Genomic DNA, 22,708 nt, shown 5'->3' on the forward strand with positions numbered 1-22,708 from the left:
TATGAAACTCTACTTCGTTCGACACGGGAAAACTCAATGGAATTTAGAAGGACGCTTTCAAGGAGCCAATGGTGATTCACCGCTGCTTGAGACTTCTATTGAAGAATTGCACTTGCTTGGAAAACACATAGCTCACATTAAATTTGACAAAATTTTTTCAAGTGATTTACCACGCGCAATGGCAACTGCACAGATTATCAATAGTGAAAATCATTTTTCACAAGTCGTTGAGCCACATGCCGAGCTACGTGAATGGCAATTAGGCTCCCTAGAAGGACAGAAAATTTCTACGATTACGGCTATCTATCCTCATCAAATGGAAGCTTTCCGTCACAATCTAGCGAAATTTAACAACTCTATTTTTGGTGCGGAATCAGTCTACAATACTACACGACGTACAATAGACTTCATTAAATCACAAAAAGGACAATCTTATGAAAATCTTCTTTTTGTTGGTCATGGAGCGAATTTAACCGCTTCTTTACGTTTGTTATTAGGTTATGACTTTGCTCAACTTCGCCAGCAGGGCGGTCTTACAAATGGAAGTGTCACCATTCTTGAAACACAAGATTTTGAGCATTTTACACTTCTTGATTGGAACAATGTTGACCACTTAGAAACAATTAAAACTGTGAGCGTATAAAATCACGGTTTTTCTTTATTTATAGATGAATTTCTGCCTTATTTATGATAGAATGAGGAAGGTAAACTTTAGGAGGAAGAATATGACTACTGAACATATTGAAGAATTAAATGACCAGCAACTGATTCGTCGTGAAAAAATGGCTGCTTTAGCAGAACAAGGCATTGACCCATTTGGTAAACGTTTTGAACGCACCGCAGATTCTGCCCAATTAAAAGAAAAATATAGTGATAAAACAAAAGAAGAGTTGCACGAATTAGCTGAAACTGCTACCATTGCGGGACGACTTATGACCAAGCGCGGGAAAGGCAAAGTCGGTTTTGCTCATATCCAAGACCGTGAAGGTCAAATTCAAATCTATGTTAGAAAAGATACTGTTGGTGAAGAAAATTATCAAATTTTTAAAAAAGCGGATATTGGGGACTTCCTTGGTATTGAAGGTGAGGTTATGCGCACAGATATGGGAGAGCTGTCAATCAAAGCAACTCACATCACACACCTCTCTAAAGCACTTCGTCCATTGCCTGAAAAATTCCATGGACTAACAGACGTTGAAACGATTTATCGTAAACGTTATTTGGATTTGATTTCCAATCGGGAAAGCTTTGAACGCTTCGTAACTCGCAGTCGTATCGTTTCAGAAATCCGCCGTTATCTTGATAACCAAGGATTCCTTGAAGTTGAAACACCTGTACTACATAATGAAGCTGGTGGTGCTGCTGCTCGTCCATTTATTACTCATCACAATGCACAAAATATTGATATGGTACTTCGTATCGCAACTGAATTGCACTTAAAACGTCTGATTGTTGGTGGTATGGAACGTGTTTATGAAATGGGACGCATTTTCCGTAACGAAGGAATGGATGCCACTCACAATCCTGAATTTACTACAATTGAAGCTTATCAGGCTTATGCAGACTTTGAGGATATCATGGACTTGACAGAAGGGATTATCCAAAGTGCAGCTAAAGCTGTTACAGATGCCGAAAGTGTCCCTTATCAAGGTACTGAAATCTTTATCGGTCGCAAATTTGCACGTAAACATATGCTAGAAGCCATTAAAGAGCAAACGGGCATTGATTTCTGGAAAGAAATGACTCTCGAAGAAGCCACTGCACTAGCTAAGGAACATCATGTGACGGTTGAAAAGCATTTTACAGTCGGTCATATTATCAATGCTTTCTTTGAAGATTTTGTTGAGGATACCTTGATTCAACCTACATTTATCTATGGGCATCCAGTTGAAGTCTCACCTCTTGCTAAGAAAAATGCAGATGATCCTCGCTTTACCGACCGCTTTGAACTCTTTATCGTTGGACGCGAATTTGCCAACGCCTTTACAGAGTTGAACGACCCAATTGACCAATTATCGCGTTTTGAAGCGCAAGCCAAAGCTAAGGAACTCGGAGATGATGAAGCGACTGGTATCGACTACGACTATGTAGAAGCTCTTGAATACGGTATGCCACCAACTGGCGGCCTCGGAATTGGAATTGACCGCTTAATTATGCTGTTGACAGATGTCACTTCTATTCGTGACGTATTGCTCTTCCCTACGATGAAATAAACAATTTCTTATCAAATGAATACTGAGATAACAAAAATGACCTTGCTCCCTCGTTCAAGAGGGACAAGGTCATTTTTTAACTCTATCATAATTGAATTTTTTCGTTCAAAATTCTACTATAATCAAGAATTATTTCTTTTGCTCCATCATACGGCAAGTCATACACTACATTTGGCATATCTGCACAGGTTTAACAAGTAATCTACCATCATGTATTCCGCCAATAATTTTTCCATTATAATAGATAATAAATTCTCCCATCATAGCTCTATAACTAATATTATCTAATTCAGATACTTGTTCTAAAATAAAGTCTAAGTATTCTTTGCTTGATACCTTTTTTTATATCTCTTTTAATTACTAAAATTTCAATAGTCCATTTTTGTCAAACTTAAAATTTGGTCCCCATGCAACTTCCAAATAATATCCATCTAAATCAGAAAAATAGGCGTGATATCCACCCCAAAAGGTGTCTTGTGGTTCTTTTACAATTCTTCCACCAGCATTTCGTACTAATTCAATTACACTATCAACATCTTCTTTTTGTTCAACATTGTACGCTAATGTAATTCCAGAAAATCCATTTCTCTTTGGTGGGTTATGTTCATCAATATCTTTTGCCAATTGTTCTAAAGGAAATAGTTCAAATTTTGTTCCTGGAGTATTGAAAAAACATACTGGCGGATTATTTTCTTTACAGTCAGTCTTATATCCTAAACCATCTCTGTAAAACTTTATTGACTTTTCCATATTGCTAACACCTAAACAAATACAAGTAATCTTATTCATTACTACCTCCATAATTTCTAATTAACTTTCATCTAATAAATTAAGATTTGTCTTTCTCATCTGGCTTTCGCAGGTTTCTTTTCCGGAAGTTCAGCATACATACCATCCAGAAGTTCCAGAATTAGAACCTTATCATCAAAACTATCAAATACATGCATCAAGGTTTTTGAACCTTCATACGGATAACGCAGTTCGGAATCTGCAAGCAGTCTGTCCGATGTCGGCGTTCTCTTTAAAAACAGTTCATTATTGCAAATGTCACCTATCAGCTTACCATTAAAATATATAAGGTATCCGCCCATCATAGATTTTATGACAATATCGCCGGATTTAGAAAAACTATCGCGAACATATTCATTAATTTCATTCACTTTGATTATCCCCCTCCAAATTCCAATTTATCTATATCGCCCTAATCTTATCATTTATCAATTTGATAAACGCTATCACTGTTTCTCCTATCATCGGAAGCCCGTAAGGACTAAATAGGAAGCCGATAATCAATCCTGATATACCTATTCCGACTTTTCCTTGATTGAAAGAAGCTAATGTTCCAAATATGCAACATCATAACGATATACAACAACGCCGTTCCTATGTCAGAAAAGTTGTCAAAATTGATAAGATAAGACTAATTTACCATATTTAAAGTAAGTTAAAAAGCACGATCACAGTTCTCGTATCTATTTTAATATCTTCCTATAAATTTTTCTTTTGCAATTTTAGTATATCGTTTAATAAACTTACACTTTGCATCAGTGTAGCCGTCTCTATCATGTTCAAATTTCTTCCATAAGTTCATCTTTAAATGTTCATATTCTTTCGCTACATTATGATTCTCACGTAAGTAATCTCTGAAGTACAGTTCATCGTTATCTCCGACAACTCTAATGTGAAGATGAAAGACTTTTTCTGCAAAACCTTGCTCCGTGTATCCTTTATTTAATGAGATTCATCGTGTACTTTGACTCATGCATAACCAATTATTTTCAACAAGAATATTTTTCACTATTTCTAGTTCTTCTGCTAATCGAACCTCAAATAATATATCTACTATATTCTTTGCCCATATATTTTGAACCGCAGTACTACCAATATGAGATATTCTTACTATATATTTAGCTGGTATCAGGGACAAAATAGCAGTTGCTTCCTCATCATACCAATCCGCCCATTCTTTATTATGTTTTACAAGAAATATGGGAAACAACTGCCATAATTTTTCTAAACTCTGTCTTCTAATTTTTTACTCAATCTGTCCTCCACTAGTTTGCATTTATTTCTCACATTTATTATCATTATGACATTTTCAATGTGCATCAGGCGTTTATTATTTCTGATTAAAACTTTTAGCTATCACTACACGAAAAAACAAGTCCAATCTAATCGGACTTGTTTCTTTTTATTTTTATAAGGAGTTTACATAACGATCAACTGCCAAAATGGCAGCAGCAACATCTGAAGCAGAGATTTTAAAAGGCATTTGATGAATGGTTTCACCTTCAATAGTAGCTTGCTTACCAACCTTGAGCAAATCATCATAGCTGGCATTTTCTAAATGCATTTCTGCCAAGGTCGTAGGCATACCAATTTTCTGATAGAAACGAATATATTTTTCCAACTCCTCTTTTGGACGTTTTTCAAGAAAGAGCTGTGTTAGCGTTCCATAAGCTACTTTTTCTCCATGAGTCAGATGATGAATATCACCAGTCAGAGCTGTAAATCCATTGTGAATGGCATGAGCAGCAGCCAATCCACCACTTTCAAAACCAACACCGCTGAGAAGCGTATTAGCCTCAATGATATGCTCAAGAGCTGGTGTTACCACCTGCGCCTCACAAGAAGCCAGTGCTTGTAAACCATCTGCAAAAAGAGTTTCTTCACATTTTTGAGCAATAGCTGCGCCTGCTAAAGTCTGTCTTTGTCCTAGCATGGTCTCTCCATTTGCCTGCATAACCGCACGCGCTTCAACCCAAGTCGCTAAACCATCTGCAATTCCAGAAGCCAACAAGCGCTTTGGAGCTTGAGCAATGACCTTTGAATCTACTAGAACAAGATCTGGGTTCTTGGTGTAAAAAATATATTTTTCAAATGCTCCTTCCTCGGTATAAATTACTGAAAGAGCTGATGTTGGTGCATCTGTCGAAGCAATAGTCGGTGCAATCACGACGGGATTTCCCAATAAATCTGCGATTGCCTTAGCACTGTCAATTGTTTTTCCACCACCAAGACCAATCACTAGATCTGCTCCATCTTTTTCAGCTAAAGCAGCTACCCGATTGATTTCATTATCCGAAGCTTCACCATTAAAACTGACATGCAATACATGAAGTCCATAGCGAGTAAGACAGGATTGGAACTTCTTTCCTACAATTTGATAAACAGTGTTGTCACAAAGCAAAACTGGATGGTTTCCTAAGTTCAAAATCTGTTTTGCATTTTCAAATAAGGCATCTTCACCTTGAATATAGCGAGAAGGGCTTGCAAAAGTTCTCATAAAATACCTCTTCCTACGCAAAAATGGAGATTAGATGTACTTTTGACCATGAATGAATGACCAATCTGCTGCAAAATCATTTACTGCCTTTGAAATAGACGGCATAGCAAAAGCTGCTTCAAAGACATCCGCACCTGCTGTAATAGCATGGGCACCATCAGCAAAAGCCTTGTTGACTTGTCCTACATTTTTAAAGGAAGCTGCTAAAATTTTGCTAGATGAACCTTCTACTGCAATCGCATCTGCCAATTGGCCAATAACTACATCTGAATCAATGTTCAAATTTTCCATACGGTTATAATAAGGAGCTAAATAATCTGCGCCTGCTTGAATGGCTAATAAACCTTGGAAAATGGTATAAATAGCAGTTGCCGTAATCTTGTAACCTTCTGCTTTTAAAACCTTTATAGCGGCTAAACCTTCAGGGGTTACAGGTACTTTGACAAACACATTTCCACTACAATGCTTGCGAATTTCAGCTGCATCTTTTAAAATTCCCTGATAATCTTTGGCAACAACCTGAATATGAATGGAAGGAGCTTTCCCAATAATTTCTCTAACTTCTTGGATGCGTTTAAAGAAATCAATCTCTCCCTCTTTTTTAGCGATGGTCGGGTTAGAAGTCACTCCTGCCAAGGGGAGAACTTGCGACCATTTTTTTATTTCTTCTACATTTAATGTATCAAGCATGAATTCCATAAACTGGACCTCTTTTATAATGTGTGTTCTGTACGTCCGATAATATCATCTTGTGTTGCTTTGGAGAGTACATTGAAGAATGCCGAATATCCTGCAACACGCACAATCAAATCACGGTGTTTTTCAGGATGTTTTTGCGCATCAATCAAGGTTTCTCTAGAAACAACATTGTATTGAATATGATAACCGTGCAAACGGTTAAAGAACGTACGAAGTAAAGCAATCAATTTAATTTTATCTTCTTCCTTAGACAAGGTCTGAGGATTCACTTTTTGATTGAGCAGAACCCCCCCAACGATTTCATCTGTCGGCAATTTAGAAACAGATTTCAATACAGAAGTCGGACCATTCTTGTCCATATTGTGAGATGGAGAACAGCCTTCAGCGAGCGGTGTTCCTGCATTGCGGCCATCTGGTGTCGCCAAAGTACCACGACCTTGACCAACATTGGCTGAAATAGAAGATGTTCCTGAATAGCGGATACCGCCAATTGGACCGCGTCCATAACGGGTATTTGGATATTTAGCAATTTCATCCACATAAATATCATAAGCATCAGTCACCAGCTTATCAGCGTAATCATCATCATTACCATATTTCGGTGCATCAGAAATCAACATCTCTTGAATCTCCTTGCCACGCTCACCTGCATAGTCCGTTTCAAGCGCATGCCAGAGTTCAGCTGGAGTCAATTTGCCTTCTTCAAAGACTAACTTCTTGATTGCTGCTAGTGAGTCTGATAGATTGGCAATACCGACTTGGAGACCAGAAATATAGTCATAGACAGCTCCCCCCTCTTTCAAATGCTTACCGCGTCCGATACAATCATCTGTCAAAGCTGAGCAGAGGATATCCGGCACTTCTCTTTCAAGAGACAGGTCGATAGAATTTTCCACGATGACACTCATACGAGTCAAGTGGCGCAAAGTCTTGTCCCAAGCCGTTTGCAGCTCAGCAAAACTCTTCATGTCTTTAAAATGACCGAAGCTTGGTGCAAAACGCTTGCCAGATGCGGGATCAATTCCATCGTTCATAGTGATGAGAAGTACTTTAGGGAAGTTCATGTAGCTCATACCCGTACAACGGTAGCCCCATTTACCAGGCACGGCAGTTTCCACACAACCGATGGCACTATAGTCGTATGCATCTTCTTCCAAAACGCCTTTTGCGATAAAGGATGGGATGATAATCTCGTCATTATTGAAAGCAGGCATTCCAAAACCTAGTTTCATAACTTCTATGCATTCGTTCATAAAACGAGCATCTAGACCAGCATGGTAGCGAACTGTTAAGTTCGGCTGTGGCAAATGCGTCTGTGCAACAGATCTCAAAACCAGATATGAAAGGGGATTTACAGCATCTTTCTTATCACGTGTTTGTCCACCAATTGTCACATTTTGATACAAAGGACTACCAGCAGATGAGAAAGTATGAGCCTGACTGCGTACTTTATTGATCGTAATCGTCTTAATCCAAAGATTGGTTAAGCGTTCGACAATGCTTTCTTCCGTCTCGCGACCAGCTTCCAAGTCCGACTTAACATAAGGATACATGTATTGGTCAAAGCGCCCATAAGAGAGGGAGTGACCATTAGACTCAATCTGTAAAATACACTGGATAAACCAGACAGACTGAATAGCTTCAGCAAACGTTTCCGCTGGTTCGTAAGGCACTTTGGAGCAAATTCGAGCAATTTCCAATAATTCCTGACGGCGCTCTGGGCTTGCAGACTCTGCCATATCTTGAGCTAATTTGACAAAACGATCCGCATAAGCTTTCACAGCATCCACTACAATGAAAATTGAATCATAGAAATGATATTTATCAATACTAGCCGGATCTGTTAAATCCAAGGCCTCCTTAGCTGCCCGAGCTTTTTCCTCAAAACCTTTCAAACCATATTGAAGCAATTTTTGATAGTTGACTGCCAAGTGAGCATCACCAGAGTTCATCTTTCCTTCCATGCCAAAGAAGCCAGTTTCCATATAAACCTGAACTTCTTCTGGAAGTAAAGCCCCAGCTCTAGCACGGAGGTTATTGTTTTCCCAGAAGGGAGCGATGTCCCGGATTTGTTCTTTGGTTTCCTCTGTAATATAGAAAACATCACCGTCGCGCTTTTCAAAAAGATCTAATTCATTGAGTACAAATTCTAAAGTATACTCTGGGAAAATAGGTGCATCTTTATTAGATGAAGCCTGATTTCCAACAATCATGGTCTCATCTTCAATATAAAGCGTCATATTTTCCAAAATTTCCTTAAGCATATAAGCACGCTTCAGAACATTTGGCTTTTCTTTATGCTCTTGATAAGCTCTTGTTGCAAGAACAGCACGTTCAGCATCAATATAAGGTTTCTTGTCCAGCACATCTTCCCGATACTTGTTCATTCGGTCCGTTAAACTACCAAAATAACTTGTTTGTATAGTCGTTTTTTCTATTTCTTTTACATTAGGCATCACAGCACAACCTTTCTTATGAAATTATTTTTATTTCTTTCGTAACTATTGTAGCATGCAAGATGCAAAAATTCAATCATCTATAATCAATTATCGAATTAAAGATTTTTTGCACATTTGTGCTCAATCAACGTTAAAATAATTTCTTTACAGTGATACAATGTAGTTTATCCTTCCGCTTTCAGTTCATTACTGTAAGCAAGATTGTCTTGGAATTTAAAGAATGGGAAATAGATGAGAGTGGACATAGCTAAAATGACAACTTGGATGAGAGCACCTTGCCATCCTGCCACTAAGAAACCAGAAATAATAGCTGGTGTACTCCATGGCAAGGTCACCCCTGAAAATGGCTGCATAAAGCCAATTGCTATAGAACCATAAACAATTACAGCCGCTAAAACAGGTACAAGAATAAAAGGCAAGAACATGACGGGATTCATAACAATTGGAAACCCAAACACAACTGGTTCATTGACATTAAAGATTGCTGGAAAAGCAGCAACCTTTCCTAGTGCTTTGTATTGTTTAGACTTAGCTGCAAAGAGCATGGCTACCACCAAACCAAAAGTAATACCAGAACCAGACAAAATAAGGAAACTATCCAAGAATTGCTGAGTGACAATGTGAGCACCTTTTCCAACAGATAACTTTCCAGCAGCAAGCAAGGCTTTATTAGCATCCAGATTTGAAAGTAAGAGAGCGGTCACTACACCATTGACAACAGATTGTCCGTGTACACCAAACCACCATAGGAAAGAGATGAAAAAGGCAATACCGATTGCACCGTAAAGGGAACCAGTCAATCCTTGCAGCGGTACTTGAATCACACCATAAATCATTTCGATAAAAGTACCACCCTTTGTCAGCATTTTAGCAAGAATATAGACTACCATGGAAAGGAAGAATATCACAAAAGCTGGAATCATAGCCTCAAATTGCTTGGCGATCGCTTGAGGAACTTGCTCTGGCATCTTAATAACAATATGTTTTTGAATAAACATGGTATAGATACTACCGACAACCAAACCAATAATAATGGCTCCAATAATCCCCTGACCGCCAAACCAAATCTTGGCAATCGCGTCTGTAATTTCTTCACCTTTTTCTGGAATATAAGAAGATTTTAAAAGAATGAAGAAAGAAGACACAGATAACACACCTGCCGGCAGAGGCTCTACACCACTATTTTTAGCATAAGAATATCCTATAGAAAAACAGGAAATCAAACCCATAATCGCAAAAGTTCCTGAGTAAACCTGCATAAATGGCTCGGTCCAATTTTTCCCGAAAATGCCTGCAATCGCTTGATTAAGGCCTTCAAATGGTAACTGTCCTACAATCAGAAAGATACTTCCAACAACTGTCAAGGGCAGAATTGCCAACATGCCATCCTTTAAGGCAATAATACCGCGCATATTGACAAATTTCATAATCGGCGCAATAATTTTTTGAGTATCTATTTTAGCCATAACTAAGCTCCTTGTTTTTGTTCCAAAAGCCCCAAAGCGAGATTCAATACTTTTTTACCATCTAGCATGCCATAGTCCGCCATTGGAATGACCGCAATTGGAATATGGTTCTCTTCGCAAATGGCAGCTGACTTATCCAAAGTATAAGCTACTTGTGGTCCTAACAAAGCAACATCCAAGTTTGGTGCATAATCTGCTAACTTGGCCTGAGAATAAGCATCAATCTCAACCTCTAAACCAGCTTCTTTCGCAGCTATTTTCATATTATTGACCAACATTCCTGTTGAAAAACCTGCTGCACAAAACAACCCAATTTTAATCATATCTTCATCCTCCTGATGATTTATTTTTTCACTTGTAATTCTTTTCTCAAGTCAATGATTTCCTTGATAAGATTAATTTCTGTAATACTGGTCATCAAATGATCCTGAGAGTGGACAAACAAAGCTGTAATTTCTGTCTTTGTTCCCCCCGCTTCCTGTGCCAAAAACTCCGTTTGAAGATTATGAGCTTCTAATAATGCCTGATCTGCCAATTCTAGATACTCATTACACTTTTCAAACTCACCATTTTTTGCTAATGACAAAGCTTGGTAAATATGCTGTTTGGCATCCCCAGCATGCAAGATTAACCCCATAATGATTTGATCAGCTACAATCACTTCCATATTTAACGTTACTCCTATTTTTATTTACAAAATATATCTTTCTTTTATTTGAAAGCGTTTTATTTTTGTTTGTAACTCAAATTTATCATCTTTCTCTTATTCCGTCAATATATCACTGAACAAATTCTCTTTTTTTATATTTATCGCACATTTGTGCTTATCAAGTAAAATAAAAAGGGTCAGAATCATTATTCTTGACCTTTTGAAAATGAAATAATGAGGAAAAGGAGAATTGTTATAAACTACTAATTAATTAACTGCACTATTATCCAATTCCAACACTTTTAAAATAGTTGCTTCATCTGTAACTAAATGGTTGATATACCCAGCACGTAAAACCGCCAAAATAGCGGCAGCTTTTTGACGACCATAGGCGAAAGCCAGACTGTGAGGAACTGTTTTTAAATAATCTAAAGAAATAGCAACTGTTCGATTTTGCAACTGTTCATCAACCAACTCACCATTTTCATCAAAAAAGCGGCAACAAATTTCTCCGACAGCTCCTTCATTTTCCACTGTACGAAAATCTTCAGCCGTCAGCATATCCAACCACTGCCGATTCTTTTCATCCACTTGTCCGCCAATACCAACAACAACCACATCTAGTTCTTGCCAACTTCTTTTTAAGTCCTCAAAATATTTAGAAGACAAAATTCCTTTTGCTAAGATCTCGTCTTCCTGTATAATCGTCGCATTCATAAAGCGACAATCCCCATGGTATTTATTAGCCATACTGTAAATGAGGGTATTAACATGATAACGAGCATGAATATGGCTAGGTCCGCCAGCCAATGGAAAAAAATGCACATTATTCAAGTGCCGACTGCCCGAGTGTTCTACCAAGAGACTAAGACTCTTTCCCCATGAAAATCCAACTTTAGCATTGTCATCAATCATCCCCCGAAGCATTCCTGCCGCTGATTGAGCTAACCGCTGCTCCAAATCAGAAGGTGAATCATCCACTTGATTTGCTACGATTTCAAGTCCTTTTAACCCATACTTCTTTTTCACTACATTTTCTAAATGAAACAAACGCGTATCAAAGGCTTCAATCTCGATTTTGACAATGCCTTCCTTTTTAGCTTCAGCCAGCATACGACTCACAGTTGTCCGATAAATCCCTGTCTCTGCTGCAATTTCTGCCTGACTTTTCTCCTCTACATAATAAAGATAAGCAATCTTAGCTAATAGCCTTTTTCTTTCACTTTTCATCTTATCTCCCTCTACTTATCAGACTAGAGTCAATTTGATATTGGCTGCTTTTAGGCGTTGAACCGCGGCTGTCGGAATAGCTTGATCCGTTACCACCTGCGAAACCTGTTTCAAACCAAAGCGCTTGACAGTCCCTCTTTTATCAAATTTACTCGAATCTGTTAACACAATCATTTTATCAGATGCTTCCGACATATATTGCACCACTTCGCTACGCATTAAATCCTTACCTGTAAAACCAAGCTCTTCATCATAGCCATCAGTCCCTACAAAAGCATGTTCTACATGGAAAAATTGAATCATTTCCTTAAGCAAAGGACCGACCGTAACTTGCGAATCGTTCTGAAATTCACCGCCTAGCAAGATAATCTTGCAAGAATCTACTTTTCTCACATAGTCTGCGATAAAATAAGAATTTGTAATAATTTTCACATTCTTCTTAGTACGACAGATTTCTTCAGCTAACAGAGCACAAGTTGAACCAGATTCAATGATAATCGTTTCATTGTCTGCAACAATTTTTGCTGCTTCTTGTGCTATCTTTCGCTTGGTATCATAATGAAAAGAAAGCCGGACATTCAGGTCATCACCACTATTTAAGACCGCATAACCGTGCTCCCGATGAAGTAAGCCTTTCATTTCCAGCTTATCCAAGTCTTTCCGAATCGTAACTTTAGAGACTTTTAATTTATCAGATAAAGTATTAACATCAATTTTTTCAAACTCCGAAACGAGCTTAACGATTTCATCTAAACGTTCCATTTTATTCACCTCATTCTTTATTTTAACAGAATTCAAGGAATAAATAAAATAAAAAATAGTTTCATTCGTAATTGTTTTTCTTTCGTTTGTTTGATATAATAAAAGAAAATAAGCAAGAAAAGAGTGTACATCATGAGTGCAGAAAAAGGAATCATCTTTAATATTCAACATTTTAGTATTCACGACGGACCAGGAATTCGGACAACTGTTTTTCTAAAAGGCTGTCCCTTACGCTGTCCTTGGTGTGCCAATCCAGAATCTCAGAAATTTAAACCTGAGCCCATGTTAGACGCTTCTAGCAAAAAGACTATCACCATGGGAGAGGAAAAAAGCGTTGAAGAGATTATCAAAGAAGTTCTCAAAGATAGAGAATTTTATGAAGAATCAGGTGGGGGCCTGACCTTGTCTGGTGGAGAAATCTTTGCTCAGTTTGAATTTGCCAAAGCAATCCTTAAAGCTGCCAAAGAAAAAGGTATCCATACAGCAATTGAAACGACAGCCTTTGTAGATCATAACAAATTCGTTGATTTGCTCCAGTATGTAGATTTTATCTATACTGACTTAAAGCATTATAACACCATCAATCACCGCAAAGTCACAGGGGTCAAAAATGAACTAATTATCAAAAATATTCATTATGCTTTTTCGCAACAAAAAACCATTGTCCTGCGTATTCCTGTTATCCCTAGCTTTAATAACTCTCTAGAAGATGCCGAACAATTTGCTATTTTATTTAAAAAATTATCTATTGACCAAGTACAACTCTTACCTTTTCATCAATTCGGTGAAAATAAATATAAATTACTAAAACGTTCTTATGAAATGGAAAATGTGCAAGCTCTACATCCGGAAGACCTCTATGATTATCAGCAAGTTTTTCTTGATTATGAAATCAACTGTTATTTTTAGCTCCTCTTTTTCTCCAAAAAACAATCCATTTCTTACGAAATGGATTATTTTTTTATCTTTTCTTGGGCAGATGCAACGACATCTGCCAGACTGGTCTTGCTCAGTTCTTTTTCCATTGCTGCTTGAATTTCTGCTAATTTGTCATCTAAAACGAAGTGAATATTTCTGCCAATGGGACAAGATGGATTTGGATGTTCATGAAAGCTAAAGAGTTGCCCAGATTTGCCCAGACTTTCTACTGCCTGATAGACATCCAAGAGGGTAATGTCTTTTAAATCTTTCCTAATGATAGCTCCTCCCCTCCCACGCGCAACGGAAATCAAGCCCGCGCTTTTCAACTGAGATAAAGTCTTGCGAATAATGACAGGATTTACTCCAACGCTATCAGCTAAAAAATCACTAGTCACTTTATGTTCTTGACATTCTAGTGCTATAACAGTCAACATGTGCGTGGCAATGGTAAAACGACTCGAAATTTGCATGTAAAACTCCTTTCATTTGCTGATTCTATTACTAGTATACTTTATTTACGTTGTAACTTCAAGTGTTACTTCTCAAAAAACTCCTTGAGATGTGCAACATAATCTTCTCGCTCGCTAATTGCTCGAAGTAAATCATGATTATGCGTATGATGAATTCCATTGACCAGACTTTCGTAATATACTTCATAATAAGGCAACTTCAATGTTCTAGCCATTTCCAATTCTTTATTTACATCATAAGCCACTCGTCGAAAATCGACATCTGCTAATCCCTGTTCATCAATTTTTAAAATAGCATACTGAGCTCGCAGATCCTTTCGCAAACAAGCATCTAGAAAAAACGGCTGACCGATAGATCCCGGATTGATAATCATCTGTCCCCCCGTCGCATAACGAAGAAATTGCTGATGAATATGACCATAAATGGCAATGGCACAATTGTTACCTTCAAACAGACGATCAAAATTCTCTTGTTGACCAATATGAATCAACTCTCGTCCCCAATTTTTATCTGGCAAATGATGAGTCACAGCAATTTCTAAATCGCCAACTTTTGTCAAAAGCTGCAAAGGCAATTCATGCAATCGGTTCAGTTCTTCAGGTGTGACTTCTTCCAAAAGATACTGGCATAAACAAACCATATATAAATGACTAGGGCGACTGATATCTAATTTCCCATGAAGGGCATTCCAAATGCTATCCTCCCAATTTCCCCGCACTTGGAGACTGATTGGTAAAGTAGCCATTAAGTCGAGAATCTTCCTTCGACCCGTTCCCGGTGCCAATAAATCTCCCAAAAACCAGTAATCGGTCACCTGTTCCTTTTTAGCGTCCGCCAAAACAGCTTCTAATGCCGTTACATTTCCATGAATATCTGATAATAAAGCAATTTTTCGTTTCATTGTACCGTTTCATCTGTCCTTTATAAAATATTATAACAAACCAAGAAAAAACTTCCACTCCCAAGTTTGAGTGAAAGTTTTACTGACTCATCAATCTACTGACTTCAACGCTTCCAACATATCAATACGTCTCAATATTGCATTGACCATAAATCCTAAGACAATCAAAATCATGATGATAGAAAAGACTGGTATAAGGTACACAAACACCGATACTGTCGGGTTGAGCAGAAAGGCATCCGGAGCAATTGTTTCTAAAAGAGAACGATGTAAAATATTTCCTAAAAACAGGCCTACAATAATGCCAATAACAGACAAAAGAATGGTTTCTCGATAAATGTAAAGCGTGACTTCTTTATTATGAAATCCCAATACTTTAATTGTTGATAATTCTCGAATCCGCTCTGCAACATTGATATTCATCAAGTTATAAAGAATCACAATGGCTAGTAAAATAGAGGCAACAGTTAAAATCTGCATTACAAAGCCAAGAGATTTGACAATGACATCAATTTGTTCCAAAATCCCCGTATTTTGTACGACTGCTCGCACACCAGTTAATTTCATGAAGGCTGCTGCGGTATCCTGCACATTTTTGCTAGAGGAATCTTTCAATTTTATCAGATAAGCATTTTCTTGGAACTTACGAGCAAATACCGTTTGATAATAGTCCTGATTCATAAAGATAAAATGCCCTGCGTACATTTCAGTGATACCAGAAACTTTGATTTTATAGCGTTTTCCTTCATCGGATGTCACCTCAAAAGTATCTCCAACAGAAACATGCATAATGGTTGCTAATTTCTGAGAAATGACCGCTCCATGCGAAGACAAGTTCAAGCTCGCTTTGCTTTGACTATCATATAACTCTATGAAATGATGAAAATCCTTGCCTGTTGTCACAAATAACGCGAGAGACTGCTCATCTTTAGCACCCTTGATTTTTTTGGTAAATGTTTCTTGATAAATACTGCATTTTTTAGCTATTTTTTTATCTGCTAATAAATGATTAATTGCTGCTTGCTCGTCTGATTTGAGATGATGTTTTTGCGAAATGACCGCATCGTATTTGATAATGTCTCCATACTGCCGATTTCCCATACCTTCCATAGAAGAAGACATTCCCAGACCGGCAAATAAGAGGGCGACGGAGCCTGCCACACCAAAAATAGTCATCAGCATTCTTTGCTTGTAACGAAAGATATTTCGAGCCGTCACTTTTTGCGTAAAGCTAAGCCGACCCCAGATGAAGTCAATCCGCTCTAACAAAATTTTTGATCCTTTGGTAGGCGCCTTGGGTAACAATAATTGAGACGGCTTTTCTTTCAACTCTTTGTGGGCAATATAAAGGGCTGGTACAACGCCACACAAGACCGAGCACACGAGAGCAATGAGACTGATTTCCCAATAAAAGTCTAATCGCAAAGCTGGATAAGTTGATGTCTTAAAAATCGTTTTCCCTAAGATGTAGGGTAAGAAATAAGTACCTAACAAACTTCCCATTACTGTACCTAACAAACTTGAAACCAAGCCATAGACGACAAATTTCTTAACGACATCTTGGTTCCGATAACCCAAAGCTTTTAAAACACCTGCATTTGTGCGTTCTTCGCTGACAAAACGCGTCATTGTCGTTACCGTTACAAGGGCAGCTACCAGATATAGTACAATCGGGAAAGCATTCCCTACAGCTGAGATACCATAAGCACGATTCCCCGTTGTTGTGTACTCGTCAGCTCCTGGAAATGTCCGACGTGTATACACGCGGTAGGTTGGTACAGACAAACCAGCTACTTCATCTTTTGCCTTTTGAATGTCCGCTTGCCCATTTTTTATTTTTGTTTCAGCATCTTTCTTTTGCTTTTCGTATTCAGTTTTTTTATCGTTCAATGTTGCCTGAGCTTGGTCCAATTGTGCCTGACCGTCTGCGATTTGTTGTTTTGCTTGTGCTAATCGGACTTGACCTGCTTGGTAGTCAGCTTGTTTATTTTTTAAGGTTGCCTGACCACTTTGATATTGAGCCAAGCCTGCATCATATTCAGCTTGTTTCGCATTCAATGCCTCAGCTGCAGATTGGTATTGGGCAAGTCCTGTTTGATAAAGCGCTTCTTGGCTTTTGTACTGCGACAGTCCAGTTTGAAATTCAGCCTGCTTTTGCTCCAGTTCTGTACGGACAAGATTTAATTTTGCTTCTTCTTGTGCTAGTTGAGTTTGTGCTGCCACAATTTCAGGCACTGTTGCTGGATCAATTCCTTGTGCTTGTAGCGCAGCTATTTTGGTCTGCAAATCAGTTTTTGCAGCTGCAAGTTGCATTTGACCTTTTTCCAATTCTGCCTGCGCTGTAGCTAATGTAGCTTGAGCATTTGTTACATTTTCTTTTGCAGCAGACAACTGACTAGCTGCCTGATCTAATTGGGTTTTCATTTGGTTCAATTGTCCCCAACCTGAAGAAAGTTGAGCAGCGGCTGTATCCAATTTTGCTTTTGAGCTTGCTAAAGTTTGTTCAGCCTGTGCAATTTGAGCTGCGCCCTGTGCAAGCAAGCTTTCTTTTTCAGTTAGTTGACCTTGAGCAAGCTCTAAATCTGCTCTTTTTTGATCAATTTGATCCTGCGCATTCCTTAGTTGCTGCTGGGCATCTGCCAATGCTTGTTGAGAAGTTTGAATTTTTGCTTCTCCGTCCGCAATTTTTGTCTGTGCTTGTTTTTTTATCTCTGATAAACGATTTTTCCCATTATCAGCCACTAGCTTTTCCAGCTCATTTTCATACTGTTTTACCTTTTTTCGATAGGAGTCTCCAAAAGAATTAAGTGCTTTTAAATCGTCATACTTCAAACGAGCAACTGTATAGACTGAACTTTGAAATGTTTTTGGCATCACCACTGCATAAGCAGATAAGGTCCCACTCCCTGAGTTAGAATTGCCAAGAGAAATCGTCGAAGCCAATTCACTTGAATTGACGAACCCTGTCACCGTAAAGGTATGCTGCTTCAAAGCATAATCATTGGTTCCTTCCTCGTTTAAAGTAATGCTATCGCCAATCTTGTACTTTCCTTGATAAAAACTAGCCAAAGCCACTTGATTTTCCTTGCTTGGAAAATGACCTGAGACAAGCTTGAACTTAGAAATATTAGTTGTCTGAGAAAAAACTCGAACAGAAGTTGAACTATCGCCAATCACCGTATCTGTAAAATAACCATATTCTACCTGTGCATTTGGGATTGTATTCAGTTCTTTTTGGTCAGCTTTGCTAACACCATAGTCTGACATCACTGCCAAATCCATCATTTTCATCTGTGAAAGATAACGATTGGCTGAATTTTCAATGTCTGGACTGGCTGCTTTCAGTCCTACTAGCGCAAAAGAACCTAACATCATCAAAAACATAATGGACAGAAAGCGTCCTTTGGACTGACGAAAAGAGAGCCAGATATCCTTATTTAGAATGGATTTTTTCATATCACCACTCCTCACTAATACTCTAGACTTGCGATATCTTGAGGATGTTCATTCAAAGTGACGGACTGAATCCGTGCATCATGCATACGAATCACGCGGTCTGCAATCGGAGCTAACGCACCATTGTGAGTCACGATAATCACTGTCGCACCTTGCTTGCGCGACATATCTTGAAGGATTTGCAGTACTTGCTTACCTGTTTTATAATCTAGCGCACCTGTTGGTTCATCACAAAGCAAAATTTTAGGATTTTTTGCCACGGCACGCGCAATGGAAACCCGTTGCTGCTCGCCGCCAGATAATTGAGCAGGAAAATTATGCAGTCGATTTCCCAAACCAACTGCTGCTAGTGCCTCTGCTGCATCCTGTGCATCTTGAACAATTTCTGAAGCTAGCTCAACATTTTCTAACGCCGTCAGATTGGGAACTAAATTATAAAATTGAAAGACGAAACCAACATCATTTCTCCGATAGTCCGTCAACTGGTGAGCGTTGTAATGTGCTATATTTTGCCCATCAATCAGGACATCTCCCTCGTCATTGCTGTCCATTCCACCAAGAATATTCAGAATCGTTGATTTTCCAGCACCAGAAGCTCCAAGAATGATGACCAATTCTCCTTTTTCGATGTCAAAAGAGATATCATTGTTGGCAATAATTTCTGTGTCTCCCATTTGATATCGTTTGTAACTATGCTTCATTTCAATATAAGCCATCGTCTTTTCCTCTTTCAGTTTCCATGTCCAATTAAATAAACAAGCTGTTGATTAGATCCTATCTTTATTATAAAATAGACTTAACATAAAGGCAATCATCAATTATCAACAGAGTGTTCATTTAAGGAGTGTTATGGTACAAAATCGACAAACAGCAACCAAGCAGCATATCAGAGAAGCCCTCATTCAGCTCTTGTTAGAAGAAAAATTTGAAACAATTTCCGTTAGTAAACTCTGTCAACGAGCAGGTATCAACCGTGGAACTTTTTATCTTCACTATCTTGATAAATTCGACCTAATTGAAACACTAAAAGAAGAAATTATTACCCAATTACGTAAAAATTTTGAAGAAACGACAAACACGCGCGACCTACTCATTGCCAATCTAAGCTATCTCCAACAAAACCATGACCTGATTTATGCCGTTTCTCAAAGTCATTACCTCAATTTCCGTGAAACAATCCGTGAATTTATGCTTAGTATTTTAACGAACGATCAGCACAAACTTCAAACCGAACACTTTTTAAAAGAAAATTTCCCCATTTCTGAAAAATATGCACTTGAAGTTTTTCTATCTAGCATAGAGGGCATTATCTCACTCTGGATTTCAAGCGGTACTAAAGAAACGCCTGAAGAAATGACGAATATGATTTTACAAACCTTTGATTACGATGCTTGGCGATTGTAAACTAAAAAACTCTATTTCTATAAAAGGGATTTCCTCAATTAGAAATAGAGTTTTTGATATACATTTTTTCTAAAGCTCAAAAATTGAAAGGTTGTAAAATGAGACGACAGCATACAGGATATGATGTTCTATTGCATATCTTTATAACCAGTCATGTCATCATTGCAACCTATCATCTACTTTTTAGCTTAGTTGTCCTTATCATCTATGCGTGATTTTCTAGCAATATCAGCCAAAATATGGTCTACAAATTCTGCAATTGTTTCTGTATGAGTTTGTTTGCTGCCATAACGACGGACATTCACCGTACCATCTGCTTGTTCCTTGTCCCCTACAATCAATTGATAAGGAACTTTATGGGTTTGACTTTGACGAATCTTGTATTGCATTTTTTCATTACGCTCATCGACATCCACACGGACACCACGATTGCGCAGTTCTTTCGCTACTTTCCAAGCGTAATCAGCATGCGCTTCATTAGAAATTGGAATGACCGTCACTTGATGAGGTGCCAGCCAAGTTGGGAACGCACCTTTGTAAGTTTCAATCAAGTAAGCAATAAAGCGCTCCATCGTAGACACAATACCACGGTGAATCATGACTGGACGATGCTCTTCACCGTCTGCTCCGATATAATGAAGGTCGAAACGTTCTGGTAGCAAGAAGTCCAATTGAATAGTGGAAAGGGTTTCTTCATTTCCAAGAGCTGTTTTTACTTGAACATCCAACTTAGGACCGTAGAAAGCAGCTTCGCCTTCTGCCTCAAAATAGTCCAAACCTAAATCATCCATTGCTCCTTTTAGCATGCGTTGAGCATTTTCCCACATTTCATCATTATCAAAATATTTATGCTTGTCATTCGGGTCACGATAAGACAGACGGAAACGATAATCTGTGATATTAAAGTCTTTGTAAACATCAATCATCAAATCCAGCACATGTTTAAATTCTTCTTGAATTTGCTCTGGCATGACAAATAAGTGAGAATCATTCAGCGTCATTTCACGAACACGTTGGAGTCCTGAGAGCGCACCTGATTTTTCAAAACGGTGCATCATACCAAGTTCTGCAATACGAATTGGCAGCTCACGATAAGAATGCACATGGTTTTTATAGACCTCAATATGGTGTGGGCAATTCATTGGACGAAGAACAAATTGTTCACCGTCTCCCATATCCATTGGCGGGAACATATCTTCTTGGTAATGTTCCCAGTGACCAGAAGTTTTGTATAAATCCACACTTGCAAGCGGTGGCGTATACACGTGTTGGTAGCCGTCATTGACCTCACGGTCTGTAATATAGCGCTCTACGATACGACGAATAGTCGCACCATCTGGAAGCCAGAATGGAAGACCTTGCCCAACCTCAGGAGAAATCATGAAAAGATCCAACTCTTTACCGAGCTTACGGTGATCACGTTCCTTGGCTTCTTCACGCATTTGAAGATAGTTTTTTAGGTCTTTCTTATCAAACCAAGCTGTTCCATAAATCCGTTGCATCATAGCATTATCACTGTTCCCACGCCAGTAAGCACCCGCTACATTTAACAAATGGAAAATTTGAATACGTCCAGTTGACGGTACATGAGGTCCACGACAGAGATCCACATATTCACCTTGACGGTAGATTGTCAAACCACCTTCATCTTCTGAATGCTCCTCAATCAATTCCAACTTGTAAGGATCATTCTTGAAAATTTCTCGTGCTTGATCTTTTGTCACTTCTTCACGAATTGACGGGAAATTCTCCTTGACAATCTTCTTCATTTCTTCTTCGATACGAGGCAAGTCTTCGTTGGAAATTTGTCCTGCGGTATTGTCTGTATCATAGTAAAATCCGTCCTGAATAGCTGGACCGACACCCAAGTGAATGTCTGGGAAGAGACGACGAGCAGCTTGGGCAAAGAGATGAGCAGCCGAATGGCGCAAGATAGGCAGGGCGTCTTCGTGGTCAGGTGTCACAATTTCGATGCTACCGTCTTCTGTAATAGGACGAGTGGTATCGATGAGTTTGCCGTTGAATTTACCAGCCAAGGCTTTCTTTGCCAAGGAATTGCTGATAGACTGAGCAATATCAAATGTTGTGCTGCCGCTTTCGTATTCACGAACAGCGCCGTCTGGGAAAGTAATCTTAATCATAGTTTTCTCCTTTAATATCTATTTATTTGTATTGGGCAATTTCAAGAGCCTGGCAATCTCTTAAGCAGTCTCCTTTTCCGATTGATTGACTGCCGTCTGTCATGAGACTGGGATAGCCTAATTTCTGAGCTTCCTTCCGCACCATTTGGGCAAAAAGAATGTCACGCTGCATCCAGTTTTCAAAAGCTTGCTCAGGATTGGAAGTTCCCTCTAAAACATAAGGAACTCATTCTCTCTGCTTATAATGCTTTTTCTGCCATCTCCTCTGGACTTCTCAGCCAGATTTGATCCGGACTTCTGTCCTATCTCAGAAAGGAAATCGGCTTTAAGTCCTCTCTTGCTTGAGCCATCATCTCATCTACCAAATCATCCAGCTTGATATGAAGCGAATCGTACTTCCGAGCAAGAAGGGAAGCGAGCGTTGATTTCCCGCTGCAGGGTGATCCGCCAATCATATAGAGCATAACTTTTCCTCCCTTCAACAAAATAAAAAAAAACGACATCCCGAAAAGGACGTCGCAACGTGGTTCCACCTTCATTCATGTACAACAAAAAAGTTTGTTGACACCTCTGATTGGCTCTAACGTAGCCACCGTTTTATGTTTGCATAAAAGCTAACAGAGTAGTCTCAACTGCCTTCCTCTGCGCGA

General features: G+C 38.7%; 20 protein-coding genes and 3 pseudogenes. 4 read left to right on the forward strand and 19 right to left on the reverse strand.

Translation table 11 applies throughout. From position 1 onward, the window contains the following. The first annotated feature begins 1 nt into the window (after position 1). The gene (locus tag EHW89_RS06115) at positions 2-643 is read left to right on the forward strand and encodes a histidine phosphatase family protein (RefSeq protein ID WP_126467344.1); all 642 of its coding nucleotides are present in this window, start codon (positions 2-4) and stop codon (positions 641-643) included. 82 nt (positions 644-725) lie between these two features. Then, positions 726-2,213 carry a lysine--tRNA ligase gene (gene lysS / locus EHW89_RS06120; RefSeq protein ID WP_022526282.1) on the forward strand — a complete coding sequence of 496 codons (1,488 nt, stop codon included), beginning with the start codon at positions 726-728 and terminating at the stop codon, positions 2,211-2,213. Between the two features lie 124 nt (positions 2,214-2,337). Here the strand turns inward: lysS and EHW89_RS09630 are convergent. The 13 genes and pseudogenes from EHW89_RS09630 to EHW89_RS06185 form a co-directional block, all read right to left on the reverse strand. Beyond that, positions 2,338-2,522 (reverse strand): annotated as a pseudogene (locus EHW89_RS09630) (TfoX/Sxy family protein); the annotation flags it as partial. 51 nt (positions 2,523-2,573) lie between these two features. Beyond that, the gene (locus tag EHW89_RS06130; protein WP_126467346.1) at positions 2,574-3,002 is read right to left on the reverse strand and encodes a VOC family protein; all 429 of its coding nucleotides are present in this window, start codon (positions 3,000-3,002) and stop codon (positions 2,574-2,576) included. 56 nt (positions 3,003-3,058) lie between these two features. After that, positions 3,059-3,373: a TfoX/Sxy family protein gene (locus EHW89_RS06135; RefSeq protein WP_126467348.1), complete on the reverse strand. Its 315-nt coding sequence runs from the start codon at positions 3,371-3,373 to the stop codon at positions 3,059-3,061. Positions 3,374-3,404: 31 nt separating this feature from the next. Then, positions 3,405-3,563 (reverse strand): CD1845 family protein, encoded by a 159-nt coding sequence (locus tag EHW89_RS09635; RefSeq protein WP_226997593.1) that lies wholly within the window; start codon positions 3,561-3,563, stop codon positions 3,405-3,407. Positions 3,564-3,690: 127 nt separating this feature from the next. After that, positions 3,691-4,256: pseudogene (locus EHW89_RS06145) on the reverse strand (GrpB family protein). A gap of 154 nt (positions 4,257-4,410) precedes the next feature. Continuing rightward, positions 4,411-5,499 (reverse strand): glycerol dehydrogenase, encoded by a 1,089-nt coding sequence (locus tag EHW89_RS06150; protein ID WP_126467350.1) that lies wholly within the window; start codon positions 5,497-5,499, stop codon positions 4,411-4,413. A gap of 30 nt (positions 5,500-5,529) precedes the next feature. After that, positions 5,530-6,198, reverse strand: a complete 669-nt coding sequence (locus EHW89_RS06155; RefSeq protein ID WP_126467352.1) for a fructose-6-phosphate aldolase — start codon at positions 6,196-6,198, stop codon at positions 5,530-5,532. A 14-nt stretch (positions 6,199-6,212) separates the two neighbouring features. Further along, complete coding sequence (locus tag EHW89_RS06160) at positions 6,213-8,654, reverse strand: glycyl radical protein (RefSeq protein ID WP_126467354.1); 2,442 nt, start codon at positions 8,652-8,654, stop codon at positions 6,213-6,215. Between the two features lie 167 nt (positions 8,655-8,821). Next, positions 8,822-10,123 (reverse strand): PTS sugar transporter subunit IIC, encoded by a 1,302-nt coding sequence (locus tag EHW89_RS06165; protein WP_003032486.1) that lies wholly within the window; start codon positions 10,121-10,123, stop codon positions 8,822-8,824. 2 nt (positions 10,124-10,125) lie between these two features. Beyond that, the gene (locus tag EHW89_RS06170) at positions 10,126-10,446 is read right to left on the reverse strand and encodes a PTS sugar transporter subunit IIB (protein WP_003023895.1); all 321 of its coding nucleotides are present in this window, start codon (positions 10,444-10,446) and stop codon (positions 10,126-10,128) included. A 20-nt stretch (positions 10,447-10,466) separates the two neighbouring features. Next, positions 10,467-10,790 (reverse strand): PTS lactose/cellobiose transporter subunit IIA, encoded by a 324-nt coding sequence (locus EHW89_RS06175; RefSeq protein ID WP_003023891.1) that lies wholly within the window; start codon positions 10,788-10,790, stop codon positions 10,467-10,469. A 249-nt stretch (positions 10,791-11,039) separates the two neighbouring features. After that, positions 11,040-12,002, reverse strand: coding sequence for a sugar-binding transcriptional regulator (locus EHW89_RS06180; protein WP_126467356.1), 963 nt, complete (start codon positions 12,000-12,002; stop codon positions 11,040-11,042). 18 nt (positions 12,003-12,020) lie between these two features. Further along, entirely contained in the window at positions 12,021-12,764 is a 744-nt protein-coding gene (locus EHW89_RS06185; protein ID WP_003028982.1) for a DeoR/GlpR family DNA-binding transcription regulator, read from the reverse strand. Positions 12,765-12,896: 132 nt separating this feature from the next. On the opposite strand from EHW89_RS06185, the gene EHW89_RS06190 reads away from it, so the two are divergent. Continuing rightward, on the forward strand, positions 12,897-13,673 hold the full coding sequence (locus EHW89_RS06190) for a glycyl-radical enzyme activating protein (protein WP_126467358.1): 777 nt from the start codon (positions 12,897-12,899) through the stop codon (positions 13,671-13,673). Positions 13,674-13,717: 44 nt separating this feature from the next. Here the strand turns inward: EHW89_RS06190 and EHW89_RS06195 are convergent, their stop codons facing one another. From EHW89_RS06195 to EHW89_RS06210, 4 genes are all read right to left on the reverse strand, one after another. Continuing rightward, entirely contained in the window at positions 13,718-14,155 is a 438-nt protein-coding gene (locus tag EHW89_RS06195; RefSeq protein ID WP_126467360.1) for an Rrf2 family transcriptional regulator, read from the reverse strand. Between the two features lie 65 nt (positions 14,156-14,220). Further along, on the reverse strand, positions 14,221-15,057 hold the full coding sequence (locus EHW89_RS06200; protein WP_126467361.1) for a metallophosphoesterase family protein: 837 nt from the start codon (positions 15,055-15,057) through the stop codon (positions 14,221-14,223). A 90-nt stretch (positions 15,058-15,147) separates the two neighbouring features. Next, complete coding sequence (locus EHW89_RS06205) at positions 15,148-18,513, reverse strand: FtsX-like permease family protein (RefSeq protein ID WP_126467363.1); 3,366 nt, start codon at positions 18,511-18,513, stop codon at positions 15,148-15,150. Positions 18,514-18,527: 14 nt separating this feature from the next. Next, positions 18,528-19,229 carry an ABC transporter ATP-binding protein gene (locus tag EHW89_RS06210; protein ID WP_049507924.1) on the reverse strand — a complete coding sequence of 234 codons (702 nt, stop codon included), beginning with the start codon at positions 19,227-19,229 and terminating at the stop codon, positions 18,528-18,530. 133 nt (positions 19,230-19,362) lie between these two features. Here EHW89_RS06210 and EHW89_RS06215 point away from each other — a divergent pair, with 133 nt between their 5' ends. Further along, on the forward strand, positions 19,363-19,917 hold the full coding sequence (locus EHW89_RS06215) for a TetR/AcrR family transcriptional regulator (protein ID WP_022526291.1): 555 nt from the start codon (positions 19,363-19,365) through the stop codon (positions 19,915-19,917). Positions 19,918-20,105: 188 nt separating this feature from the next. Here the strand turns inward: EHW89_RS06215 and thrS are convergent, their stop codons facing one another. Together thrS and EHW89_RS06225 are read right to left on the reverse strand one after the other, a co-directional pair. Continuing rightward, on the reverse strand, positions 20,106-22,058 hold the full coding sequence (gene thrS, locus EHW89_RS06220) for a threonine--tRNA ligase (RefSeq protein ID WP_126407453.1): 1,953 nt from the start codon (positions 22,056-22,058) through the stop codon (positions 20,106-20,108). After that, positions 22,051-22,522, reverse strand: a pseudogene (locus EHW89_RS06225) (AAA family ATPase). The gene thrS and the pseudogene EHW89_RS06225 overlap by 8 nt, the downstream one beginning before the upstream one ends. Positions 22,523-22,708 lie beyond the last annotated feature (186 nt).

Origin of the sequence: Streptococcus periodonticum (assembly GCF_003963555.1) — a bacterium.
Taxonomy (GTDB): domain Bacteria; phylum Bacillota; class Bacilli; order Lactobacillales; family Streptococcaceae; genus Streptococcus; species Streptococcus anginosus.

Coding starts and splice junctions, on each gene's coding strand:
- EHW89_RS06115 (WP_126467344.1), top strand. CDS start 2: ATGAAACTCTACTTCGTTCGACACGGGAAAACTCAATGGAATTTAGAA.
- lysS (WP_022526282.1), top strand. CDS start 726: ATGACTACTGAACATATTGAAGAATTAAATGACCAGCAACTGATTCGT.
- EHW89_RS06130 (WP_126467346.1), bottom strand. CDS start 3,002: ATGAATAAGATTACTTGTATTTGTTTAGGTGTTAGCAATATGGAAAAG.
- EHW89_RS06150 (WP_126467350.1), bottom strand. CDS start 5,499: ATGAGAACTTTTGCAAGCCCTTCTCGCTATATTCAAGGTGAAGATGCC.
- EHW89_RS06155 (WP_126467352.1), bottom strand. CDS start 6,198: ATGGAATTCATGCTTGATACATTAAATGTAGAAGAAATAAAAAAATGG.
- EHW89_RS06160 (WP_126467354.1), bottom strand. CDS start 8,654: ATGCCTAATGTAAAAGAAATAGAAAAAACGACTATACAAACAAGTTAT.
- EHW89_RS06165 (WP_003032486.1), bottom strand. CDS start 10,123: ATGGCTAAAATAGATACTCAAAAAATTATTGCGCCGATTATGAAATTT.
- EHW89_RS06170 (WP_003023895.1), bottom strand. CDS start 10,446: ATGATTAAAATTGGGTTGTTTTGTGCAGCAGGTTTTTCAACAGGAATG.
- EHW89_RS06175 (WP_003023891.1), bottom strand. CDS start 10,790: ATGGAAGTGATTGTAGCTGATCAAATCATTATGGGGTTAATCTTGCAT.
- EHW89_RS06180 (WP_126467356.1), bottom strand. CDS start 12,002: ATGAAAAGTGAAAGAAAAAGGCTATTAGCTAAGATTGCTTATCTTTAT.
- EHW89_RS06185 (WP_003028982.1), bottom strand. CDS start 12,764: ATGGAACGTTTAGATGAAATCGTTAAGCTCGTTTCGGAGTTTGAAAAA.
- EHW89_RS06190 (WP_126467358.1), top strand. CDS start 12,897: ATGAGTGCAGAAAAAGGAATCATCTTTAATATTCAACATTTTAGTATT.
- EHW89_RS06195 (WP_126467360.1), bottom strand. CDS start 14,155: ATGCAAATTTCGAGTCGTTTTACCATTGCCACGCACATGTTGACTGTT.
- EHW89_RS06200 (WP_126467361.1), bottom strand. CDS start 15,057: ATGAAACGAAAAATTGCTTTATTATCAGATATTCATGGAAATGTAACG.
- EHW89_RS06205 (WP_126467363.1), bottom strand. CDS start 18,513: ATGAAAAAATCCATTCTAAATAAGGATATCTGGCTCTCTTTTCGTCAG.
- EHW89_RS06210 (WP_049507924.1), bottom strand. CDS start 19,229: ATGGCTTATATTGAAATGAAGCATAGTTACAAACGATATCAAATGGGA.
- EHW89_RS06215 (WP_022526291.1), top strand. CDS start 19,363: ATGGTACAAAATCGACAAACAGCAACCAAGCAGCATATCAGAGAAGCC.
- thrS (WP_126407453.1), bottom strand. CDS start 22,058: ATGATTAAGATTACTTTCCCAGACGGCGCTGTTCGTGAATACGAAAGC.